This window comes from Pseudomonas sp. Irchel s3f10 (genome assembly GCF_900187515.1).
Lineage (GTDB): Bacteria > Pseudomonadota > Gammaproteobacteria > Pseudomonadales > Pseudomonadaceae > Aquipseudomonas > Aquipseudomonas tensinigenes.
In genome coordinates this window covers 788626-812319 of record NZ_FYDZ01000002.1, presented here as the reverse complement: position 1 = coordinate 812319, position 23694 = coordinate 788626, and the positions used below count along the sequence as shown (strand labels likewise).

Annotated in this window: 16 protein-coding genes, 1 other RNA gene and 2 pseudogenes; 7 read left to right on the top strand and 12 right to left on the bottom strand. The window is 57.3% G+C overall.

Features of this window, described 5'->3' with window-relative positions; genetic code table 11:
- Window positions 1–145: 145 nt before the first annotated feature.
- The gene (locus tag CKW17_RS08885) at window positions 146–499 is read left to right on the top strand and encodes a type II toxin-antitoxin system HigB family toxin (protein ID WP_256586209.1); all 354 of its coding nucleotides are present in this window, start codon (window positions 146–148) and stop codon (window positions 497–499) included.
- Window positions 500–552: 53 nt separating this feature from the next.
- Complete coding sequence (locus tag CKW17_RS08880) at window positions 553–1026, top strand: type II toxin-antitoxin system HigA family antitoxin (protein WP_095119558.1); 474 nt, start codon at window positions 553–555, stop codon at window positions 1024–1026.
- A 147-nt stretch (window positions 1027–1173) separates the two neighbouring features.
- Here the strand turns inward: CKW17_RS08880 and CKW17_RS30735 are convergent, their stop codons facing one another.
- The 6 genes and pseudogenes from CKW17_RS30735 to CKW17_RS08855 form a co-directional block, all read right to left on the bottom strand.
- Complete coding sequence (locus CKW17_RS30735; RefSeq protein WP_371042694.1) at window positions 1174–1887, bottom strand: methyl-accepting chemotaxis protein; 714 nt, start codon at window positions 1885–1887, stop codon at window positions 1174–1176.
- Window positions 1888–2031: 144 nt separating this feature from the next.
- Window positions 2032–2958 (bottom strand): annotated as a pseudogene (locus CKW17_RS30730) (methyl-accepting chemotaxis protein); the annotation flags it as partial.
- A 351-nt stretch (window positions 2959–3309) separates the two neighbouring features.
- Window positions 3310–4749 carry a glycosyltransferase family 39 protein gene (locus CKW17_RS08870; RefSeq protein WP_095119556.1) on the bottom strand — a complete coding sequence of 480 codons (1440 nt, stop codon included), beginning with the start codon at window positions 4747–4749 and terminating at the stop codon, window positions 3310–3312.
- Window positions 4750–4817: 68 nt separating this feature from the next.
- Window positions 4818–5405, bottom strand: coding sequence for a ribosomal protein S5-alanine N-acetyltransferase (rimJ, locus tag CKW17_RS08865; protein ID WP_095119555.1), 588 nt, complete (start codon window positions 5403–5405; stop codon window positions 4818–4820).
- Between the two features lie 261 nt (window positions 5406–5666).
- Window positions 5667–6038 (bottom strand): DUF6124 family protein, encoded by a 372-nt coding sequence (locus CKW17_RS08860; protein ID WP_095119554.1) that lies wholly within the window; start codon window positions 6036–6038, stop codon window positions 5667–5669.
- A gap of 176 nt (window positions 6039–6214) precedes the next feature.
- Window positions 6215–7626 (bottom strand): annotated as a pseudogene (locus CKW17_RS08855) (DUF2252 domain-containing protein).
- 272 nt (window positions 7627–7898) lie between these two features.
- Between CKW17_RS08855 and CKW17_RS08850 the strand changes: the two are divergent.
- The 5 genes from CKW17_RS08850 to CKW17_RS08830 all read left to right on the top strand — a co-directional run bounded on the left by CKW17_RS08850 (window position 7899) and on the right by CKW17_RS08830 (window position 16801).
- Window positions 7899–8939, top strand: a complete 1041-nt coding sequence (locus CKW17_RS08850; protein ID WP_095119553.1) for a DMT family transporter — start codon at window positions 7899–7901, stop codon at window positions 8937–8939.
- Window positions 8940–9343: 404 nt separating this feature from the next.
- Entirely contained in the window at window positions 9344–11323 is a 1980-nt protein-coding gene (locus tag CKW17_RS08845) for a class I SAM-dependent DNA methyltransferase (protein WP_095119552.1), read from the top strand.
- Window positions 11320–12660 carry a restriction endonuclease subunit S gene (locus tag CKW17_RS08840; protein WP_095119551.1) on the top strand — a complete coding sequence of 447 codons (1341 nt, stop codon included), beginning with the start codon at window positions 11320–11322 and terminating at the stop codon, window positions 12658–12660. Before CKW17_RS08845 ends, CKW17_RS08840 begins: the two co-directional genes overlap by 4 nt.
- Window positions 12660–15860 carry a type I restriction endonuclease subunit R gene (locus CKW17_RS08835; protein WP_095119549.1) on the top strand — a complete coding sequence of 1067 codons (3201 nt, stop codon included), beginning with the start codon at window positions 12660–12662 and terminating at the stop codon, window positions 15858–15860. Before CKW17_RS08840 ends, CKW17_RS08835 begins: the two co-directional genes overlap by 1 nt.
- A 29-nt stretch (window positions 15861–15889) precedes the next feature.
- Complete coding sequence (locus CKW17_RS08830) at window positions 15890–16801, top strand: restriction endonuclease (RefSeq protein ID WP_095119547.1); 912 nt, start codon at window positions 15890–15892, stop codon at window positions 16799–16801.
- Between the two features lie 146 nt (window positions 16802–16947).
- Here the strand turns inward: CKW17_RS08830 and ssrA are convergent.
- From ssrA to CKW17_RS08800, 6 genes are all read right to left on the bottom strand, one after another.
- Window positions 16948–17336, bottom strand: a transfer-messenger RNA (tmRNA) gene (gene ssrA, locus CKW17_RS08825).
- A gap of 96 nt (window positions 17337–17432) precedes the next feature.
- Complete coding sequence (locus CKW17_RS08820; RefSeq protein ID WP_095119546.1) at window positions 17433–17711, bottom strand: hypothetical protein; 279 nt, start codon at window positions 17709–17711, stop codon at window positions 17433–17435.
- A gap of 131 nt (window positions 17712–17842) precedes the next feature.
- Entirely contained in the window at window positions 17843–20653 is a 2811-nt protein-coding gene (locus CKW17_RS08815; protein WP_095119544.1) for an FAD-binding and (Fe-S)-binding domain-containing protein, read from the bottom strand.
- Entirely contained in the window at window positions 20650–21321 is a 672-nt protein-coding gene (locus tag CKW17_RS08810) for a lactate utilization protein (RefSeq protein WP_095119542.1), read from the bottom strand. Before CKW17_RS08810 ends, CKW17_RS08815 begins: the two co-directional genes overlap by 4 nt.
- Window positions 21321–22775 carry a LutB/LldF family L-lactate oxidation iron-sulfur protein gene (locus CKW17_RS08805; protein ID WP_095119540.1) on the bottom strand — a complete coding sequence of 485 codons (1455 nt, stop codon included), beginning with the start codon at window positions 22773–22775 and terminating at the stop codon, window positions 21321–21323. The genes CKW17_RS08810 and CKW17_RS08805 overlap by 1 nt, the downstream gene beginning before the upstream one ends.
- The gene (locus CKW17_RS08800) at window positions 22772–23596 is read right to left on the bottom strand and encodes a (Fe-S)-binding protein (RefSeq protein WP_095119539.1); all 825 of its coding nucleotides are present in this window, start codon (window positions 23594–23596) and stop codon (window positions 22772–22774) included. The genes CKW17_RS08805 and CKW17_RS08800 overlap by 4 nt, the downstream gene beginning before the upstream one ends.
- Between the last annotated feature and the right edge of the window lie 98 nt (window positions 23597–23694).

Sequence of the window (23694 nt, the reverse complement as noted above, 5' to 3'; positions counted from 1 at the left end):
TTAGTCCACCACTGACAGAAAAAGCCCGAAGCCACTGATGCATTTGGCTTCGGGTTTGTTCTGTGGAACTAAAAATATCTGCTTTACAGATATCTGTATTTGAGATAATTTGGCCGCATGTAGGGATACCAGAACCGAAAACTGTATGAGAGTGATCACTAAAGCGGCGGTTGCGCGGGCTATTGAGACTCATGGCCAGTGGAGAAATCCTCTCACCTTGTGGCTAACCATCTTCGACAGAGCATCGCTGCGTTTCGAGTCGTTTGAGAAGCTTCGTCAAGACTGGACCAGCGCCTCAGGTTGGAACGTCGATCGTATCCCTCACTCGAAGCTGAGGCTGACGAGCAAGAAAGGCCCGCTTGATATTTACGTTTTTGATATCAAGAAAAACGAGTGTCGTGTCATTACGTGGATCAACACGAAGACTGGCACTATCTATATCAAGGACATTCTTCCCCATGCCGGATATGACAAATGGTGGAAGGGTGATGTCAAGTAGTTGGCCAGAATGAAATACGCTATTTATGTTTAACGAAAATAAAGGTGGTCTCAATGAAGCGTAATAAAGTCGAAGCGACAGGACTGGATTCCTTCATAGCCGATATTTCACCCATGCTTGAGGGACTGGGCGATCAGCTAGCGACTTTGTCCAAGTTGTTGTCTGCCTGCCATGATCCGATAAAAAATGATGACGATCTGCAAGTGCGAATGGCCCTGATTGATGAGCTTTATTCCCACGCAAGCACCGAGGATCATGCTGCGGCACGATTTGCGGAGTTTGTGGCTGATCGGGTTTATGAGTACGAAAGTGAAACGGTGTTGATTGCTTATTCGTCCCAATCTGAAGCGCTGGCGTTTCTGCTGTCGGAAAGAGGCGTCAAACAGAAGGACTTGTCTGAGATCGCAACTCAGAGTGCTGTTTCAGAGATATTGAATAACAAGCGAAAAATGACCGTTGCCCAGATAAAGGGATTCGCCGAGTTCTTTAAAGTGCCGGTTGAGTTTTTTATGCACGGTGTGGTTTGACGTGAAGCGGTGATGGGTCGGACGCAATCGCGAGCAGGCTCACTCCTACGGGTAACGCGTCGATCACAGATTATGTGGGCGACGCCAATCCCCCTGTAGGAGTGAGCCTGCTCGCGATGCGGTTGTAGCTTCAGCGCGAAATCCAGATCAAACGCGGAAGTGGCTGACCATCTGCTGCAACTGACCACCCAGACGCGCCAGTTCAACACTCGACGCCGCCGTCTCATCACTCGCCGCAGCGGTCTGTTCCGACACGTCGCGTACGTTGATGATGCTGCGGCTGATCTCTTCAGCCACGGCGCTCTGCTGTTCGGCAGCAGCGGCGATCTGCTGGTTCATCGACTGGATGTTCGACACCGTGCGGGTGATGTTTTCCAGTGATGCGCCAGCCTTGCGGGTCAGGGCGACGCTGCTGTCGGTCAGGGCGCGGCTGTTGCTCATCACGGCCGAGACTTGCTGGGTGCCGTTCTGCAGACCGGCGACCAGGCCTTCGATTTCTTCGGTGGATTTCTGCGTGCGCTGAGCCAGGCCACGAACTTCATCGGCAACCACGGCAAAACCACGACCGGCTTCACCGGCACGCGCGGCTTCAATTGCAGCGTTGAGTGCCAGCAGGTTGGTCTGTTCGGCTACTGCCTTGATCACGTCCATGACGCTGCCGATCTTGTCGCTTTCCTGTTGCAGCACGCTCATGGCTTCGGTCGAACGCACCACTTCGCTGGCCAGACGCTCGATCTGGGCGATGGCTTCGTTGACCACTTTGTCGCCTTCACGGGCTTCGCCGTCAGCGGCGGCAGCCGCTTGCGAGGCTTCTTCGGCGTTGCGCGCGACTTCCTGCACCGTGGCAGTCATCTCGTGCATAGCGGTGGCGACCTGATCGGTCTCGATTTTCTGGCTGTTCACACCGGCGCTGGTCTGCTCGGTCACGGCCGAGAGTTCTTCGGCGGCGCTGGCAATCTGGGTGACGCCGTCGCGGATGCCGCTGATCAAGTCACGCAGGGTCACGCCCATGCGCGCGATGCCTTGTTGCAGCACGCCGAGTTCGTCGCGGCGGGTGACGGTGACGTTCTGGGTCAGGTCGCCGCTGGCGATGCGCTCGACCACAGCCAGGGTTTCTTGCAGCGGACGGGTGATCTGACGGGTGATGATCACCGCAGCAATCACGCCGACCAACAGCGCCAGCAGGGTGCTGATCAACTGGAAGGTGCGCGCCTGGGCACTTTCGATGTCGCGACGGTCGAGCTGGATCTGATAGAGCTGCTCGCTCGTGGTAACGATGGCGGCGCCCTGATCGGTCATTTCTTTCCGCGCCTGCACCGCGTCGGTGTTGGCGTTTTTATAGGCCATCAATGCGCTGCGGTAATTGATCAATGCGGTTTCCAGCTGACGCAGGGCGTCTTGCTGAGAGTCGGCGAAATGCACGTTCAGTTGCTTGAGGCTGGCGATCGCGACATCCAGTTGGCCGACGGCTTTCTGCTCGGTTTCGGCGTTGGTGGTAGCGGTGTAGCCACGCACTTCGTAGCGCGCGAGGATGAACGCTTCCTTAGCGGCGGTGATCGCTTGGAACTGCTCGAAACGCTGCTCGCTCATGTCCATCTGCTGCACGCGTTTGCTGATCGATTCGATCTGGTTGTACGCGGTCTCGGCACTCACGCTCATGCTGTCGCGGGCGCTGTTGCCGGTGCGATAGGCGTTGCGCATTTTGTTCAGCGACGTCTGGTATTCAGCGATGGTCGCGGCCTGCTCCTTGAGCAGTTTGACGTTTTCCGGGCTCTTGAAGCTATTGATCAGCTTCTGTTGTTGCGCGGCGAAGCTTTCAAGGGTGGTTTGCACATTCTGTGCGGCAGTTTCATCGCCATTGGTCAGCATGTATTGCAGACGTACTACGCGCAGTTTGGTCAGACCGGCGTTGAGCTGGGTGATGTCGCTCATCCAGTTGCTGCGGTCGATCAGGCCACCGAGGCTGGTCCAGCCTGTCAGGGCCAGCACGCAGGTCAGGGCCAGCACCAGGCCGAAGCCCAGGCCCAGTTTCATGTTCACGCTGATGTTGCCGAACCAGCTATTCATCAAAAATCCTCCAGAAACGTTGGGTTTCTTGTCGTCGGTTAGGCTGGAAGATTGTTGTTTTTTTGAGCCAGCAAGGGTGTTAGCAGGTTTGTATCGGCCGCATTTCCCAGAGCTGAAAGGATTTTGTCCTACGGAATTTGTAACGGCCCTGCTGAGGCTCTTTTTCATCGCGGGTTCAGGGGCGTGCCTGCACGAGATGATCGTGTAGCGGCTACCTCAATAACCGACGAAGTAATAAGCCTGCCGACCGACTCTCAGGGTCTTGAGCACTTTCAACGGTGCGACAGGTTCGCGGTCTGCCGCCATGACGGCGACGTGGGATGGCGAGGCTGCGAGGAAGTCTTTCAGTTGCGCGTCGGTATCCAGGCCTTTCAGCACCTGTCGGGTGTAAAAAACGCTGGCGCCGCCGACGCGTTCATTGGCTTGAAACAACGCAACTTGTCGACCTTCGGCTTGCAGCATTTGAATGTGTTCGCTCAACGGCAGGAACGATAGCTTTTTGTCGGCGTGGGGCAGCGCCCATTGCGCGGCTGCGAGATAACTGCCGATCACCAGCGTGAGTACGCCGACTGCAAGAGTCTGACGGTGCCGGGCGATTCGGCCTACCAATCGATTACCGGATTCGTACTGCTTCAATCGCTCGAATAGTACGCAGGCATATTCCGCTGCGATCACTGCGACGGCGGGTGTCATCGACATCAGGTACACCGTGCGCTTGCTCGACGCCAACGTCAGCATGATGAATTGCGCAACGATCCACAGGCTGAAAAACAGCAGGTAACGGTTGGCCTTCAATTGTTTGCGGAAATGCCAGAGCCCCAGGTACACCAGAATGTTCCAAGGCAGGAAGGCTTCCGGCAGTTTGGCGAGGTAGTAATAGAACGGTTCGTAGTGTCCGGCTTCGACGAACGATCCGCTGAAGCGCCCGACGCTGTTGGTCAACAGCACTTCTCTGACGGCTTGTGCGCCGCCGTGCTGAAAGAGGATGACGAGCCAGATCAGCAGCGGAATCAAACCGGCCAGGGTCAGTAAGCCCGGTCGCAGCCAGTCAACGATTTTTAGCCGTTTGTCCATCAGGTTGTCAGCCAGCAGGTAAGCAAAAATCACCACCCCCGGCATGGCCAACCCCAGGACACCCTTGCTCAATGTAGCGATGGCGATCCCGACGACAAACAACAGCGAGTTGCCCGCGGTCGACGCCCGTTGCGCCTGGAAAAAGGCCAGCAACGCCGTGGTCACGCCGAGTGCGAGCAGCGCATCCTCGCCGACGCCGCGCACATTGCTCCAATAACTGGCCATGGTCGCGAGCAGAATGCCCGCCGTCCAGGCAATCATTTTCGGCCGTTCAAAGCGGCGCAACATGCCGTACAGCATCATCACGCTGAGCAAGCCAGCCACCGCCGACGCCAGTCGCACGGCCCACGGTGAAACGCCAAACACGCGCATGGCGCCGGCATCCAGCCACAGGCTCAGTGGTGGTTTTTCCAGAAACGGTTCGCCAAACAGCCGAGGCGTCACCCAGTCGTTATCAAGGTGCATCTCCATGGCGATGCCGGCGACGCGGGCCTCGGTGGAGCCTTGCAATTGATGGCCGCCCAAGGCGAAGAAAAACAGCAGGGCGGCAAGCAGAAACAGCGAAGTGACGGCACGCGACATGGCTTTCAGGCAACCGGAAGGGGCGGGAGCCTGAGCATACGGCGGCAATCCTGAATAAATTGTGAAGCTCAGGCCAGTCGTCGCGACCAACGCTGGTCCGGCGTTTCGAACAGCGGATTCACCAGCGCCGTCAGCACATGATCCTGCCAGCGGCCGGCAATGTTCAGATACGCCTTGGCGTAACCCTCGCGTTCGAAGCCCAACCGCTCAAGCAAACGCTCACTGCGCTCGTTGCCGGGAATGTAGTTGGCCATGATCCGGTGCAGGTTCTGGGTATCGAACATGTAACCGATGCCAGCCTCCAGCGCTTCCTGCATCAAGCCCTGACCCTGTTGGGCCTCGTCGATGTGATAACCCAGATAACACGCCTGAAAGGCACCACGAATAATGCCGCTGAAGTTGCACGCGCCGATCATCTGCTGGCCATCCGGGGTCAACAGCGCGAAGTGCATGGCCAGCCCGGCCTCGAATGCGCTGGCCTCTATTTCAAGGCGCCGGCGAATCTGCTCGGTGGAAAAATATTCAGTGGTGCGGATTGGCGACCATGGCGCGAGGTGGCGCTGGTTGCGTTGGTAGAAATCACTTTCAAGTTCGGCCTGATCCGGAGCGAGTATCGCGAGCGTCAGGCGTTGGCAGGGCAGGGTCAACAGCGGCATCGGGCGCTCCGGAGTGGGGATCTTCCGGCAGGTTGGCGCACTCGCCTGTGGGAGAGCAAGCCCTACACAGGCTGGCGCGGTAAATCCGAGGCAAAAAAAAGCCCGCAGGAGCGCGGGCGAACCGTAGTTTCTTGAATGAGCGAGCGGACTGTACAAGGCTTGGCCGCGCAGCTGCAGTGAAGAAAAATTCATCTCGATGGGCGGCTCGGCGTTGTCCGATGCTCACCCGAGCGACGGGGCGACTCGTACAGGTTTCACCCGTCAATGGCGGGTTTCAGGCCCGCAGGTTTGCGGTCCCTGCGGGTCAAGATTGTCCCGCGCCCGGCAGACCAGGATCTCGGCCAGTGCGCTCAATTGCTTCATTGCCACCGCCACATGGCGTTTGGAGCCATCGAACTCATCGGCAAGGTTTGCGCTGATGGCGACGAGGGAGTCGAGGATCTCGCTGGCGTGGGTGAGCAGGGTCAGTGTGTCGACATCGTCGCGCACCCTGATGAGCTGATTGAGAGGAACATTACGCCGCCGACGGGTCGCCTCGGCGCGTGCGGTGGTATTCGACTGAGGCTGTGGGCTGGAAGCGGGCGCGTCGGAAGGTGCCGAGCCAACCAGCGAAAGTTGTGGGGTCTTTTTCATGACGTAGCTCCGTGGAGTGAACATTCACTGCAGTTGCGGCTGCCAAACCGTCCGCTGGTTGGCAGTGGTCGTGGAGCGTAACGCCCTGAGGAACGGTGCACCAGTTCATCAAAGTCGACGCGTGTTGCGGGAATTTTCCTAGGACGTTCGATGTGGGAATGAAGAGCCGGTCCGACTCAAGGCATGTGGTCAGCCGCAAAATCAGCTTCTGATCGGGCGCGCAAACGGCCCTTGCGACAAGCCACCTGGAAACGCTCGAAGTCGCGTTCGTTTTGCGCGGTGTAACTTTGCGCGTATTTCAGCAGGGCATCGGCCAGCGCATCGCCTTTGCCAATGTAACCGCTGATTTGCGCCGCGAGGCCGGATGCCTTGGCATGTGCCCGGGCGAGGGCTCGGCCGCAAACACGTCCATAGGCGGCGAAGGTTTCGGCGTCGAAGGTCTCAAGCTCAGCGGAGATTTTCATGTCGCGCAGTTGCCGCACATAGAAGTGCCGACCGCTGGGGCCGGTGGTCCAGCCGAGAAAAAGATCGCTGGCGGCCTGCATCAGCCGCTGCCCCTCGACCACGCGTTGGCCTTCGTGGCGCGTGCGCGATTTGACTTTGACGTAATCGGCGAGCACCGAACGTCGCGCTTCCTTGAACTGCAGAAACAACGGAAATTCCTGATCGTCCGTCAGCAGCGCCACCAGGCAGCGCGTACCGACACTGCCGACGCCAACCACTTTGAAGGCCAGGTCCTGGGCGTGAAATCGTGAGAGCAGCTCGCGACGGTCAGGTTGCAGCGTGTTTCGATAATCACGCATGAAAGCGTCGTAGAGCGGGCGCCAGTCCGACAACCGCAGCCAGTCATCGTCGGCGTCCAGCAGCGTGGTGTTTTTGTGCAGGTGGAAAATTTCCGGCAGGTCATCGCGAATAATCAGACGACCACTGGCATCGCGCTCACTGATTTTGGGCAGCAGCTCGGCGTGGGTGCGCCGCTCAGCCTTTTCGATGGCGCGCTCCACATGTTCGAGGGTACTTTTGCGCGCCTGCGCAAGCAGATCGTTGTAGCTGATGGACTCGTACCAGTTTTCCAGCGAACTCTGTTCGGCGCATTCCAGCAGCGTCGTCTGATAGGCGCCGACCATTTCACGGCACACCTGTTCCTCGACCGATTCGCCGTGGCGCAAGTCACGGGCGGCTACCACGAAACTTGACGCGAGACGCTTCAGATCCCACTCCCACGGCCCGGGATGTGCTTCGTCGAAATCGTTGACGCTGAACAGCAGATTGCGCTCAGGCGTGGCGAAACCGCCGAAATTCATCACATGGCAGTCACCACAGATGGGCAAGTTCAGGCCCATGTTCGCCGTGCCCGACAAATCGTGCGCCTGCAACAAGGCATTGCCGCGAAAGAACGTGAACGGCGACACCAGCATGCGCCCGTAACGCAGTTCGACCAGCGACGCGACGCGACGCGGCCCTGGCTGGAGGCCTTGATCAACGGAATCGGGTCACGGTTCATCTTGCCGGTGGATGCCTGAGCGCTGCGCGAGCACTGCTTGCGGGCGTCCTTGCCTTGTTGCATGCGGTCTTTGAGTGAGGTCATTGGGCTCGGTCCGGCGGAAGGGGCGCTGTGAGTGTAGAAGCGCTTTTGGGGTTTATCCGTTGGCGTGAGTCCGGTGACAATCCCCATCTCGATGTTCGCAACATAGAGGCTGTGTCGCCCCTGCGTCCTGGGTTGCGCGGATCAAATGTTGCTGGAGGGGAGTGTGTGCTTGAAGGAGAGGGGATCCTTCAGGGAACGGTTCACATAATTCTCACCTGAGTTTTGCCATGATAGTTGCCAATATTTCATCGGCCCGAGCGAGTGATCCCGTCATGAATGTGAGCGTGCTCTACGCGTTGGTTGCAGCAGCATTGTTTGGCGCCAGTACACCACTCGCCAAGCTGTTAGGCGTACAGATTTCACCGATTCTATTAGCCGGGTTGCTGTATCTGGGCAGCGGGCTGGGTTTGACCGTCCTGCGTGTTGCCCGCGATCGAGGCTGGCAGCGTTCCGGACTCGGCACCGGCGAATGGCCGTGGCTGGTCGGAGCCATCGGCTTCGGCGGTGTGCTGGCGCCGGTGGCGTTGATGTTCGGTTTGACCAGAACGTCCGGCGCGAGCGCGTCACTGATGCTCAATCTGGAATCAGTGCTCACGGCACTGCTGGCGTGGGTAGTGTTCAAGGAAAATGCCGATCGGCGAATCGTGATCGGCATGCTCGCCATCGTGGCCGGCGGTGTCGTGTTGTCATGGCCCCAGGAGGCCGTGTCGGCGCAAGACTGGACAGGCCCGCTGGCCGTCGCCTTCGCCTGCTTTTGCTGGGCCATCGACAACAACCTGACGCGTAAGGTGTCTGCCTCGGATGCGCTGTTTATCGCGGGCAGCAAAGGTCTTGTGGCGGGGTTGGTTAACTGCAGCCTCGCCTTGTTCATCGGCAAGCAACTGCCCGCAGCCGACTCGCTGGTGCCCATCCTGCTTGTCGGGTTTCTCGGTTACGGGGTCAGCCTGGTGATGTTCGTCCTCGCTCTGCGCGGCTTGGGCAGTGCGCGAACTGGCGCGTACTTTTCCACCGCGCCGTTTCTGGGCGCAGCGATCTCGATTCTGCTGCTGGGTGAGTCGGTATCGCTGATGTTCCTGCTCGCTGCAGCGTTAATGGCCGTGGGGGTATGGATTCATCTGATGGAGAACCATAGTCATGAGCATCAGCACGAACTGCTCGAGCACGAACATCGCCACACACACGATGAGCATCACCAGCATACGCACGAGTTTGAATGGGATGGAGCGGAGCCGCACAGCCATCCGCATGTGCATACGCCGATGCGTCATCGGCATGCGCATTTTCCGGATGTGCATCATCGGCATGGGCACTGAGGTGTGTGGGCGGGGTTGGTTTTCGGAAGGGGCTGGATGGGACGGCCAGATGCGACAAAGCCCGCACTTGGCGGGCTTTGTTGTTAAGAGTTGGTGCGCCGGGGGGATTTGAATTGAGTTGGTAGATTATTGATTTTTAAAGTTAGTAACGATTTTTGTTTTTTGCTGGGATACCAACTGGAATACTGCACGTCATGTGATTACTTTGTGCGCAATCAATCTGAACAGCACGCCTTGTAAAATTGCAGGCGGTGGAACTGCCTATGGCTAGCTTTCAGCATTGGCAAAGCCGTCCAAAAGTGTGCTCCGGTTTGGCGAGAGTTCGCAACCTAAAGCGCACGCTCCAGATGAGCACCCTCAGATGTTAGACTTGCGGTTTTGCTCGTACTCCAAGGAGTTATTGCGTGAACACGGAAAATCATTCCCAGACGGCCGCGTTTCTATGGTCCATTGCCGATCTGCTGCGCGGTGACTTTAAGCAATCACAATACGGCCGCATCATCCTGCCATTCACTCTGTTACGGCGCATGGAGTGTGTTCTGGCGCCAAACAAGGACGCGGTGGTTCGCGAGTTCTATGCTCAAGAAGGCCGCCCGGACACCGTACGTGATATGTATATGATGCGGGCCGCAGGTGGACAGCAGTTCTTCAACGCCTCGCCACTGACCCTCGGTACCCTGTCAGACACCCAAACCGCCGCTGACCTGATGAGCTACGTGCAGGCGTTCAGCAAGGATGCCCGCGAGATCTTCGAGCACTTCCACTTTGAAGACTTCGTTCAGCAACTGGAAACCGCCAATCTGCTATATCAGTTGGTGCAGCGCTTCGCCGCCACTGATCTGAGCCCCGAGTTCATCAGCAACTTCGGCATGGGCATTATTTTCGAAGAGCTAATCCGAAAGTTTGCGGAAAGCTCCAACGAAACCGCCGGTGAGCACTTCACCCCGCGCGATATCGTGCACCTCACCACATCGTTGGTCATCACCGATCAGGACCACAAGCTCGAACCAAACAGCATCGTTACCATCTATGACCCAACCGCGGGAACAGGCGGATTTCTGTCTGAGGGTGATGAGTACATCCAGTCCATCAGCGAGAAGGTCAGCGTGTCGCTGCACGGCCAGGAGCTCAACCCCGAGTCCTATGCCATCTGCAAGGCGGACATGCTGATCAAAGGTCAGGACGTGGCCAGCATCAAGCTCGGCAACACCCTGTCTAACGACCAACTGGCCGACAAGCGCTTCGACTTTATGCTAAGCAACCCGCCCTTCGGCGTGGAATGGAAGAAGGTGCAAAAGCAGATCACCGACGAGCACAGCCACAAGGGCTTCGACGGCCGCTTCGGCCCTGGCCTGCCGCGCGTGTCCGACGGTTCGCTGCTGTTCCTCCTGCACCTGGTCAGCAAGATGCGTGACCCGCGCGACGGTGGCTCACGCATCGGCATCATTCTCAACGGCTCGCCGCTGTTCACCGGTGGTGCGGGGTCGGGGGAGTCGGAGATCCGCCGCTACCTGCTGCAGAACGATCTGGTCGAAGCCATAGTCGCGTTGCCGACGGACATGTTCTACAACACCGGCATCGCCACCTATGTATGGATACTTAGCAACCACAAAGCCGCTGCGCGTCAGGGCAAGGTGCAGTTGATCGACGGCAGCCAGCACTACGCCAAAATGCGCAAGTCGCTGGGTAGCAAGCGCCAGTACATCACCGAGGATCAAATCAGCGAGCTGGTGCGCCTGTATGGAAGCTTCGAGCAAACCGCACAGAGCAAGATCTTCCCCATCGACGCCTTCGGCTACCGGCGTATCACCGTCGAACGCCCGCTGCGCCTGAACTTCCAGACCAGCGCCGAACGCCTTGCTAAGGTGCAGGAAGAAAAAGCTATCCAGAAACTCAACAGCGCCACTCAGCAGCAGCTGCTGGTCGCCTTGCAAGCAATGGACGCCAACGTGTTGCTCCGCAACCGCGAGCAGTTCAGTAAGCTGCTGAAAAAAGCCCTCAGCGCGCACAGTGTCAGCCTAAGTACGCCGGAATTTAAAGCCCTGATGAGCGCCCTAAGCGAGCGCGATCCCGAGGCGGATATCTGCACGACCAACGGCAACCCGGAAGCCGACGCTGGCCTGCGCGATAACGAGAACGTGCCGCTGGGCGAGTCGGTGTACGAGTATTTTGCGCGCGAAGTTATCCCCCATGTGCCGGATGCTTGGATCGACGAGAGCAAGACCGATGCGCAGGACGGCAAGGTCGGCATTGTAGGCTTCGAGGTTCCCTTTAACCGCCATTTCTATGTGTTCCAGCGGCCGCGCCCGTTGGCCGAGATCGACCGCGATCTGAAAGCCTGTACTGACTGCATCAAGCAGATGATTGAGGGGCTGTCGGCATGAGTTTTTCTGCGTATCCAGACTACAAGGATTCTGGAATTGATTGGTTGGGGCATTTCCCTGAAGGCTGGAGCATTAAACCTCTCTGGGCGTTGTTTCGAAGGCATAAACTAACGGGTTTCCCCGACGAGCAGTTGCTCTCTGTATATCGCGACTATGGTGTCATTCCTAAAGCCTCTCGCGATGATAATTTCAATAAGCCTTCGGACGATTTGGGTGCTTACCAGCTTGTTCAGGTTGGCGATTTAGCAATCAATAAAATGAAGGCGTGGCAGGGCTCTGTTGGTATATCTAGTTACAAAGGTATTGTCAGTCCGGCCTACCATGTTTATGCACCAAGTCATTCAGAAGCTCCTCAATATCTCCACTACCTTTTCCGATGTAACGAATACATCGCTGGTTACTTGGCTAATTCGAAGGGTATTCGGGTAAATCAGTGGGATTTGGAACCACAGCAGCACTCACGCATGTCAGTTCTGTTGCCGTCATGTCAGGAGCAAACCCAAATCGCCCGTTTCCTCGACCACGAAACCGCCTGTATCGACGCGCTGATCGAAGAGCAGCAGCGCCTGATCGAACTGCTCAAGGAAAAACGGCAGGCCGTGATCTCTCACGTCGTCACCAAAGGCCTCAATCCGATGGTACCGATGAAAGACTCCGGCGTTGAGTGGCTGGGCGAGGTGCCTGCACATTGGAATGTTTCTCGCCTCAAATACCACAGCACTAGGATCGGTGATGGTTTGCACTCCACCCCAGAGTATGACGATGCGGGTGATTATTTTTTTATCAATGGGAATAATCTTGTGGGAGGGGCCATTACCATCTCCCCAACAACTCGGCAAGTTAATCGCCAAGAGTTTTTAAAACATCGAGTGTTGCTTGACTCGAGCACAGTCCTTATCTCTATTAATGGCACCATAGGAAACCTAGCGCTCTACAGTGGCGAGCCGGTGATCTTAGGAAAAAGTGCAGCCTATATAAATTGTACTGAGTCACTTTCACCAAGATTTTGCCTATATCTTTTTTCCTCAGAGCAGATTAAGCGCTTCTTTGAAAACCAGCTTACCGGGACGACTATTTATAATCTTTCGCTGCGAACAATTGCGGAAATTCCAACGCCTTTACCGTCTATAGATGAACAAAATTCCATAGTCGAATTCTTGAATAGAAATGTCGATGGATTTGACGAGCTAATCGACAATGCTATGAAGCTTGCACAACTTCTCCAAGAGCGTCGCTCCGCCCTTATCTCCGCCGCCGTAACCGGCAAAATTGACGTACGCGGCTGGCAGCCACCGGCCAGCGTGCCAACTCCCGAATTAGTACAAGAGGCCGTGTAATGGCGGACAGCAAGGAAGCGCAGTTTCAACGCGACATTATCGACGCCCTGGCCGCCCAAGGCTGGCTTGTCGGCACCGCCAGCGGTTTTGACCGCCGCACGGCGCTGTATACCGAAGATGTGCTGGGGTACTTCAAAGACGCCTGGCCGGAGCGTTGGGAAAAGTTTGCCAAGGCCAATCCGAACAACCCGGATGATGTGCTGGTGCAAAAGCTGGTGCGCGAGCTGGAGCAAAGCGGCACCCTGGATGTGCTGCGCCATGGCTTTAAGCTGCCGGCTGTGAAGGTGGATCTATGCAGCTTCCAGCCCGACCACGGCATGAACCCGGATACCCTCAAACGCTACCACTGCAACCGTTTGCGCGTGGTGCCGGAAGTTTCTTACTCACCGCATGCGCGCGAGGCTGGCAAGGGCGGACAGAGTTACGACCCGCGTCTGGATCTGGTGCTGTTCGTCAACGGAATCCCCACCGCCACGCTGGAGTTGAAAAGCGAATTCAAGCAGTCGGTGGAAAACGCCAAACGCCAGTACCGCAATGACCGCCCGGTAAAAGACCCGCTAACACGCAAACTCGAACCACTGCTCACTTTCAAACGTGGTGCGCTGGTGCACTTTGCCGTGGGCCAGAACGAAGTGGCGATGACCACCAAACTTGCGGGTAAAGACACCTTCTTCCTGCCGTTTAACCTCGGCAGCGCGGAAGGTGGTGCGGGTAACCCGATGCCTGAGGACGATAGTCAATACGGCACGAGCTACCTTTGGCAGCGCCTGTTGCAGCCAGATGCATGGCTCAAGGTGCTGGGGCGCTTTCTCCATGTGGACAAAAAAATCAGTGAAGGCTTCGACGGCACGCTGGTGACCAAGGAGACGATGATCTTCCCCCGTTACCATCAATGGGAAGTGGTCAATAAGCTGATCGATACCACCCGCACCGAAGGGCCGGGCAAGCGATATTTGATTCAGCACAGCGCAGGCTCAGGCAAGTCCAACTCCATCGCCTGGACCGCGCATCAACTGGCCTCGCTGTACGACGATGCCAGTCAGCGCCTGTTCAACTCAGTGATCGTGGTCACCGACCGAACAGTGCTGGATAGCCAGCTGCAGAACACCATCTACCAGTTCGAGCACGCCCAGGGTGTGGTCAAACCAATCAGCCGGGATGTCGGCAACCAAAGCAAGTCCGAGCAACTAGCCGAGGCGCTGGCTGAACAGACGCGCATCATCATCGTCACCATCCAGACCTTCCCGGCGTTGTTCGACGCGCTGGACAAGTACCCCAAGCTGGCCAGCGGGCGCTATGCAGTGATCGCTGACGAAGCACATTCCTCGCAAACCGGCTCATCGGCCAGCAAGCTGAAACAGATTCTCGGCAGCGATGCTCTGGAGGCGGAAGATGTCAGCGCCGAAGAGTTACTGGATGCCGCCGTACAAGCGCGCCAACCCAATGAGCGCATCAGTTACTACGCATTCACTGCAACGCCCAAAGCCAAGACTCTGGAGCTGTTCGGTCGCCCGGCCGACCCGGCGCTGCCAGCCAGTGCCAGCAACAAGCCGGAGGCGTTTCACCTGTACTCCATGCGTCAAGCCATCGAGGAAGGTTTTATCCTCGACGTGCTGCGCAACTACACTACCTACAGCACTGCCTGGAAGATCGCCCACCCGGATGGCGAAGACGACGAGGTGGATAGCAAAAAGGCCCGCATCAAGTTGGCACGCTGGGTGCGCTTGCACCCGTACAACATCAGCCAGAAGGTCGAGGTAATCGTCGAGCATTTCCGCGCCAATATCCGCGGTCTGCTCAATGGTCAAGCCAAGGCAATGGTAGTGACCAGCAGCCGTCAAGAAGCGGTTCGTTATCAGTTGGCATTGAAAACCTATGTGCAGCAGATGGGTTACAGCGATGTGCACCCGTTGGTGGCGTTCTCCGGCAGTGTGTTACCGGATGAAGTTATCCCCGAAGAGGTGACAGAAAACAGCAGCCTGCTCAACGCGGGCCTGAATGGCCGAGATCTGGCGGACGCTTTCGACACCCAAGACTTCAACGTGATGATCGCGGCCAACAAGTATCAGACCGGTTTTGATCAGCCCAAGCTGTGCGCTATGTACGTGGATAAGAAGCTGCAGGGGGTAGATTGCGTACAGACCCTGTCGCGGCTGAACCGTACTTTCGGTGACAGCAAGCAAACCTTCATCCTCGATTTTTTCAACGAGCCGCAGGATATTCTCGACGCCTTCTTGCCTTACTACACCAAGGCCGAGCTGACTGATGTGACCGACCCGCAGATCATCTATGACCTGCAGAAGACGCTGGATGCCGAGGGCATCTATCACTGGCAAGAGGTCGAAGCATTTGCCTTGGCTTTCTTCGACCCCAAGGCGCAAGCCAGCAAGCTCAGTTATTACTGTGTGCCGGCCAAAGAACGTTTTGCCAAGCGTTATGCCTTCTCGCTGGAGTCACGACAGCAAGCGTTGGATTACAAACGAATCGCCGAAACCACTGGGGATAGCGTTGGCTTGAAAAAAGCCGAGCACGCGCTGAAAGAAGCCGGTGAGCAAGTTGATCAGCTCGACCTGTTCCGCAAGAACCTGCAAGGCTTTGTGCGCCTGTACGAGTTTCTTTCGCAGATAGTACCTTACGAGGATCGTGAGCTGGAGCAGTTGTGTGTGTACGCAAAGCACCTACATCCGCTCTTGCGAGTAGATCGCCTGCTACAAGACGACGTGGATGTGGGCGAGTTGCAGTTGAGCCATTACCGCCTGAGTAAGCGCGCCGAACACCAGCTGCGCCTGCACGAGGAAACTGGCGAATACACTCTCAAACCTGGCAGTGATGTGGGTAGCGGGAAGCCCCATGACCCAGAGAAGAAGCGCTTGTCGGAAATCATTGATGCATTGAACGATATTTTCGGTGCTGAAGTTAGCGATGATGATCAACTGCAATTTCTCACTGGCATCGCCCAGCGCATCAGTCGTCAGGAAGATGTGATGGCCCAAGTGAACAATCATTCGGTTGATCAGGTGATGCACGGTTTGTTTCCCAAACGGGTGCTGGACACCGTGCTGGATGCTATGACCGACCATGAGAAGCTCTCGCTGGAAGTGCTGGATAACGAAACGAAGAGCCGGGCTTTTGCACTGGTGATTTTGAAGATGCTGAAGACAGCCGCAGCCCTCGATGACAGCGGCGTGCGCGGCGACTAGAAAGCTGCGAGCAGGGATAGGGAGTAATTGTGGCAATTCCGGATTTTCAAAGCGTGATGCGTCCAGTGCTGAGCACCGTTCAAAACGGTGAGTCGCTGCCGCTCAATGAGTTGCGTGAGCGGGTGGCGGATCAGTTTCAACTGACCGAGGACGAACGTAAGGAACGCCTGCCTTCCGGTCATCAGACGGTGATTAACAATCGCGTAGGCTGGGCTCGCACTTATTTGAACAAGGCGGGGCTGCTCTGCATTCCAGCCAAGGGCATGGTGCAGATCACCCCGCGCGGTCTCGATGCTTTGGCCAAGGGGCCGCAGCGAATCACGGTGAGCTGGTTAAAGCAGTTTCCCGAGTTTGCGGATTTCCATACGGCCAAGCCTCAATCTGTTGACGCACCCGCCATGCTGAGTGTTGATATTGCCGAAATTACCCCAGACGAGCAGTTGGCCGATGCGCATCAGGCGTTGATGCAATCCCTCGTAGAGGAACTGCTGGCGCAAGTCCGGGCGGCCACCCCCAGCTTCTTCGAACAGTTGGTGGTCGATCTGATGATCTCTATGGGTTACGGCGGTTCGCGCAAGGAGGCCGGAAAAGCGACTCAGGCGACCAATGATGACGGTATCGACGGCATCATCAAAGAAGACAAGCTTGGCCTTGACGTGATCTACCTTCAGGCAAAGCGTTGGGCCAACACGGTGCATCGTCCGGAGATCGACAAATTTATCGGCGCACTGACTCGCCAGCGTGCACGCAAGGGGGTGTTTATCACCACCTCGGAGTTCTCCGATGGAGCCCGCACTGCCGCGCTTGGATTGGATATCAAAGTTGTGCTGATTGATGGCGTTGAGCTGGCGCGGCTAATGGTGGAGAACAATTTGGGCGTCAGCGTTAAGCAGGTTTACGAGGTGAAACAGCTGGACAGTGATTATTTCGCGGGAGAGTAAATCGATTGCTGTGACAGGGGGAAACGAAGTCTGGCGTAGCTGCGAGAGTAATCATAACGCTAGCATTTTACCTACCCGCAACGGCTCTGGCAGGCACAAAAAAGGCACTCGCGATAAACGCTGAGTGCCTTTTTGTATTGCTTATTTGGTGGAGCCGGGGGGATTTGAACCCCCGTCCGCCAGTACTCCGCTGTCGGTACTACATGCGTAGCCGTTTCTATTAAATTAACCCTCAGCGACCCGAAGGGCAGGGTGCTTTGGGCGAGTTGTGTAAGTTTTAGCCGCTTCGTCCACAACGTACTGCACGGCGATTCTGTTCTATATGACAATCATTTTGGGTTTACAGACATCCCCTGATGATTGCTGGACCCGAAGGTACCAGGAGCATTGTCAGCTGCAATTAAGCAGCGAGAGCAACACCGTATTGGTCGTCATTGGCAACTATAAGTAGTTGCAACAGTGGATTTACGACTTCTGTTACCAAGTCGGCATGCACCTAGAGTTTCGCAACCGGCGTCGAATCCTAAACGGCCCCGAACTCATTGCTCAGTACATCTGTTTGAGCAACAAGCGTGTGCAGTGTACGCCAATCGGCCCACAAGGCCAACCCGAAGGTTGGCCTGGGTTTTGATCAGTTGTTGGTGCCGGCTGCTTTTTGAAGGTCCGAGATGAGTTGCGAGGTTTCCGCAACGCAGTTATCGATTTGACCTTTAGCCTTGAGGTCGTGTGCTCTGGTCACAGTGGCTTCAGCCTTTTGGCTCAGTTCTGGCTTGGCCGACAGTTGACCCTTCATATTATTGATGGTCTGAATATTGGCATCACACAGGTCCGCAGGCTTGTCAGCGGCGAACGAAGCGGAAGCCATCATCGATGCAGTAACGAACAGACCTAACAGTACAGAACGTTTCATGTGTATCTCCTTGAACCGAGTGGGGTCCAGACTTCGCTGGCCGTCGAAACGGGCAACCGTATGGAAGAAAAACCCCGATCAGTCGGGGTTAATCTGTGGACTACAGCCGAACTCAAGGGTTCTATTTTTCTTCAGCAGGCCTTCGCCCGGGTCACGCGATCCACCAGATAGACCAGCCCGTGGTAGTTGATTCCGCCGTGTTGCGTCAGACCGATCTCACAGGTGCGGCTGGTGGAAATTCCCTCGCTGCAATGCTGCACGGCGTCCTTGAGCGTGCGCAGCGAGTGGCTGTTCAGCTCAGGTGTGGTGAAGCCCTTGTCGCCGGCAAACCCACAGCAGTGAATGCCTTCCGGGATCACCACCGTTTTGCTGCACTTGCGCGCCAGATCGATCAACGCCTGGCTTTCGCCCAGATGTTGCGTACTGCAGGTCACGTGTACCGCAATCGGTGCGTCCTGAGGCGTGAAGTCCAATCGATCAAGAAGGTGCGTACGGATGAAGCGCACCGGGTCGTACAGATCCAGACGGGTTTCTCCTACGTCCTGAACCAGTCGCAATGTGCACGGACTGGTGTCGCAATAGATCGGATCGAGCCCGCCGCGACTCGCATGCAGCAACGCGCTGATCAGCTCCTGACGTTTGTGTTCGGCCTGTTCGGCATAGCCTTTGGAGGCGAAGGGCTGGCCGCAGCAGAGGTTGTCCTGGTTGTCCGGGAAGACCACTTGGTAACCGGCCTTCTCCAGCAAGCCACGGGTTTTGTCGTACAGCGACATTTGCTCTTTATCACCCGCCGCCGGCCCCATGACTCGCGAGACACACGCTGCGAGATACACCACGCGCGGACGTTCGTCCGACACGCTGGGGCTGAAGCGAATGGCTTTTTCCGGTTGCGGCATCGCATTCGTCCACAGCGGCACCTGACCTTTGGACAGCCGTGTAATCGTTGCCGAAAGTTTCGCCAGACGCGGTGCGCCGAGCATCATCCGCGCGCCGTTGGCCACGTGCAGGGTGAAGCGTGCGCCTTGCAGGGTCTTGGCGAAATTTCCTTCGATCCAATCGGCGGTTTTCTGATGCGTGGCGTGTCGGCCACGGAGCTTTTTCACCAGCTCACCGGTATTGATGCCTACCGGGCAACGTTGTGCGCACAGACCGGTGGCGGCGCAGGTGTCGATGCCTTGGTACTCGTAGGCTTCTTCCAGTTCGCGGGTGTCGATGCCCGCACGTTTTTTCGCCTGAATGTCGCGCCAGATCACGATGCGCTGGCGTGGGCTCAGGGTCAGTCCTTTCGATGGGCAGACCGGTTCGCAGAAGCCGCACTCGATGCACTTATCGACAATCTCATCCGCCGCCGGCAGCGGCTTCAGATGTTTGAGGTGGATCTGCGGATCTTCGCTGAGCACCACGTCGGGATTGAGAATGCCATTCGGGTCGAGCAGACGTTTGAGCTGCCACATCAACTGATAGGCGTCGCTGCCCCATTCCAGTTCCACGAACGGCGCCATGTTGCGGCCGGTGCCGTGTTCGGCTTTCAGCGAGCCGCCGAATTCCACTGCGACCAGTTGCGCGACGTCATCCATGAACGCTTGATAGCGTGCGACTTCTTCCGGATTGTTGAAGCCTTGGGTGAAGACGAAGTGCAGATTGCCTTCCAGCGCGTGTCCGAAAAGGATCGCCTCATCGTAGGAATGTTTGTCGAACAACTCGATCAAGCGGTTCACACCGATGGCCAGCTGTTCAACCGGGAAGGTCACGTCTTCGATGATCACCGTGGTGCCGGTTTTGCGCACCGCGCCGACGGCTGGGAAGGTGTCCTTGCGGATGGCCCAGAGCTTGGCGTTCTCGGCGGGGTCTTCGGTGAAGTCGACCTGCTTCTCCACCGGGAAACCGCTGAGCGACGCCATGATCTGCGCCAGTTGTTCCTGCAGCAAAGTGGACGACGCAGCGCGGGATTCGATCAGCAGCGCGCAGGCATTGTTCGACAGCTGTTGTACGAAAGCGGGCATGCCCGGTTTGTCTTGCACCGAGCGCAGACTGCGCCGATCCAGCAGTTCTACGGCGGACACCGGTTGGCTTTTCAGTACGGTGACCGCGTTGCAGCAGGTTTCCACATCCGGAAACACGATCAGCGCCGAGGCTTTGTTCGGGTGATCGATCACTGTGTCGTAGGTCACCGCGCTGATAAAGCCGAGGGTGCCTTCGGAGCCAACCAGCAAGTGGCTCAAGATATCCACAGGCTCATCGAAATCCACCAAGGCGTTGAGCGACAGGCCGGTGGTATTTTTCAGACGGTATTTGTGGCGGATTCGTGCGGCGAGTTCGGCATTGGCGCGGGTTTCGCGGCCCAATGTCGCCAGACGTTCCAGCAAATCGCCATGGCTTGAGCGAAACGCTGCAACACTGGCAGCGTCTTCGGTATCCAGACGTGTGCCATTGGCCAGCACCAGTCGAATCCCGGCCAGCGTGTGGTAGGTGTTTTGCGCGGTGCCGCAGCACATGCCGCTGGCGTTGTTGGCAACGATGCCGCCGATCTTGCAGGCGTTGATCGACGCCGGATCCGGGCCGATCTTGCGCCCGAACGGTGCCAACCAAGCGTTGGCTTGTGCGCCAATCACTCCCGGTTGCAGGCGAATCTGCATGCCTTGGCCACGAATCTCGCGGGCGTTCCAGTTATCCCCAAGCACGATCAAAACGGAATCGCTGATCGCCTGACCGGACAGGCTGGTGCCGGCCGCACGGAAGGTCACCGGGACATGGTCGCGCTGAGCCAGTTTCAGCAGTGCCACCACTTCGTCTTCGGACTCGACGCGGATCACCAGTTTCGGGATCAGTCGATAAAAACTTGCATCAGTGCCGAAGGCCAGAGTCGATAACGGATCATCAAAGCGGCGCTCGGCCGGAATCAGTTGTTGCGCATCATGCAGGAAATTCACTGGAAGCGTCATTGGTCCTCCAGGATCAGAACCACCAGATCTTTCGGACCGTGGGCGCCGTAAGCCAGTACTTGCTCGATGTCAGCGGTTTTCGAAGGGCCGGACACCAGCAATGCGTTGGTCGGCATGCCTTGGGCCCATTCGAATTCCACTTGCACCTGATAGAAGTTGTCACGGATTTCGCTGGCCTTGAGCAGGGCGAAATGCACCGGCGGCACCAGGCTCATCAACCGTGGTTCCTCGCGGGTTGGCCAAATGATGAGGCTGCCGGTAGCGGCGATCGCGCCAAGGGTGCCGGTGAGGCTGGCCGGGGTGTCGTTGAACAGCTCGGCTTTCCACTCTTCCATCGGACGGTCGTAGGATTTCAGTGTCGGCAGGTCAGGATTGTTCGCCCAGTGCTGAACGATTTTCTGCCCGTGGGCGGTAGTCGGTGCAATCAACAGGCTCGGCAACTGGCGATCACGCAGCAATTGCGCAAGCAGCGCCGGCCACTCGTCGCCCGAGGTCAGGTGGATTTCGGTGTGCACCGCTTCCATCAATTTGCGCAGTTGCGGGATGCGTTGTTCGGCGCTGTAGGTGTAGGGCTGCGTCACCAGATCGACATCGAAGTCGTCGGCAATCGGTGTGGTTCCCGTCAGACTTTTCCGCAGTTTGCCGAGGATATTGTGCTTGGCGCTCATCAGCGGTCTCCCTGTTTGGCCAGATGCTCGCGGGCCATGTCGTGCAACGAGCGTGCGGCTGGTTTCGGCGCGCTGTGATTTTGCGTCCACGGGCCAACGTTGCTCGGGGTCAGTGCACGCAGGCGCGTGGCAAAGAAACCGAACAATCGATACAGCGTCGGAGAGCTGTTGAGCTTGGCCCAGGCGTTCCAGATAAAACGTTCCTTGCGCGAATACTTGCTGCCCTGACCGCGCATCACTTGATTCGGGCTGTCCGGGGCTTTGACGTTTTCTTCGCGCAGGCGCCGCAGGATCGCCGGGATCGGAATTTTTACCGGACACACTTCACCGCAGGCACCGCACAGCGACGAAGCACTCGGGTGATCCGGAACCTTGGCCAGACCAACCATGTGCGGCGTGATGATTTTGCCAATCGGTCCCGGATACACCTCGCCATAAGTGTGACCACCGACGCGGGTGTATACCGGGCAATGGTTCATGCAGGCGCCGCAGCGGATGCAGTTCAAGGTCTGACGCAGTTCACTGTCGGCGAAAGCCTGGCTGCGACCGTTGTCGAGCAGCACCAGATGCACTTCCTGTGGGCCGTCGAGTTCGTGCTCCTTGCGCGGGCCGGAGATCATGTTGACGTAAGTGGTGATCGGAATGCCCAGCGCCGAGCGCGTCAGCAGTGACAGCAGCGGCACCACGTCACGCAGGTTTTCCACAACCTTTTCGATGCCGGTGACGGCGATGTGCACCGGCGGCACGGTGGTGGTCATGCGCCCGTTGCCTTCGTTTTCCACCAGCAGCAGGGTGCCGGTTTCGGCGACGGCGAAGTTGACACCGGAGACGCCGATGTCCGCTTCGAAGAATTTCTGCCGCAGGACTCTGCGACCGATCTGAATGAGTTGGTCAACGTCCTTGGTGTATTCCACGCCAAGTTTGTCGTGGAACAAGGACGCGACCTGACCGGCATTCTTGTGGATCGCCGGCATAATGATGTGTGAAGGCTTCTCGTGGTCGAGCTGGACGATGTATTCCCCCATATCGGACTCCAGACATTCAATGCCTTGAGCCTCGAGGAAATGGTTCATCTCCATCTCTTCGCTGACCATCGATTTGCCCTTGATCACTTGCCGCGCCTCGTGAGCGCGGATGATCGATAAGACGATGCCATTGGCCTCGTCCACCGTTTCCGCCCAGTGCACTGTCACACCGTTGCGGGTCAGGTTCTGTTCCAGTTGCTCGAGCAGGTCGGGCAACTTGGACAGCGCGCGGGCCTTGATCGAATTGCCCAGTGCGCGCAAATGTTCTCTTTCGTGGGCATCACTGAAAGCGGCTGCCCGCTTGACCATCAGTGAGTCCATGGCAGTACGGAAGTTGTTCCGTAGCTGCTGATCGCCCAAGGCGTTGTGTGCCCGGGTGCGGAAATTTTCTTCTACGGCGACCGTAGGAATAATCGCGGAAGTGCTCATTGCGCACCCCCGGTTCGTTGCCAAAGAAAGCTGGCGAGATGTTGCCCGCGCAGCGCTTCTTTTTGTTTCTCCAATGCGCCGTTGATGTTCATCAAACAGCCACAGTCGGCACTCAACACCTTGTGCGCGCCGGAATCCTTCAACGCTTTGGTCTTGTCAGCCACCATCGCGCCGGAAATGTCTGGCATACGGACGCTGAATGTTCCGCCGAAGCCACAGCATTCGCTTTCGTGGTCGTGGTTGACGCGTTCCACGTTGCTCAACTGCGCCAACAACTCGCGGCCGTGCAGGTGGGTGTTCATTTCGCGACGTGCCGAACACGAAGTGTGCAGCGCGACTTTGACCGGCTCGCCGCTGTCCTTGAGCTGCACTTTGCAGACGAACAGCAGAAACTCTGCCAGTTCATAGGTGCGGGCCGCGAGGGCCTGAACCTGTTTCAACGTGTCCGGCTCGTCCTTGAACAAGTCTGCGTAATGCTCACGCAGCATGCCCGCGCAGGAACCCGACGGCACCACCACCGGATAATCCCCGGCAAACAGCGCCAGTTGCGAGCGCGCTACCGTCCGCGCCTGCTCGGTGTAACCCGAGGTGTAGGCCGGTTGCCCGCAGCAACTCTGCCCTTGCGGATACTCGACCCGAATCCCTTCGCGCTCCAGCAAGTGGATCGCGTCCATCCCGGCTTCGGGGTAGAACAGGTCGACCACGCACGTGCCGAACAGGTAGACCCGCGACGGTTTCTCGCTAGGGTATTGCCGAGGTTCGGGCAGTGGCGGTGCCACACGGGTCGCGTTTGGCACGGCGTTGTAAAAAAGCTCGCTCATCAGGCGTGTCTCCGGGTGGGCCCGGTTATCCGTCTGTTGCGGCTGCTGAATATAGAGAGAATTGCTTTCAGCAGCCTTACAGACCGGGTTGTGAATTG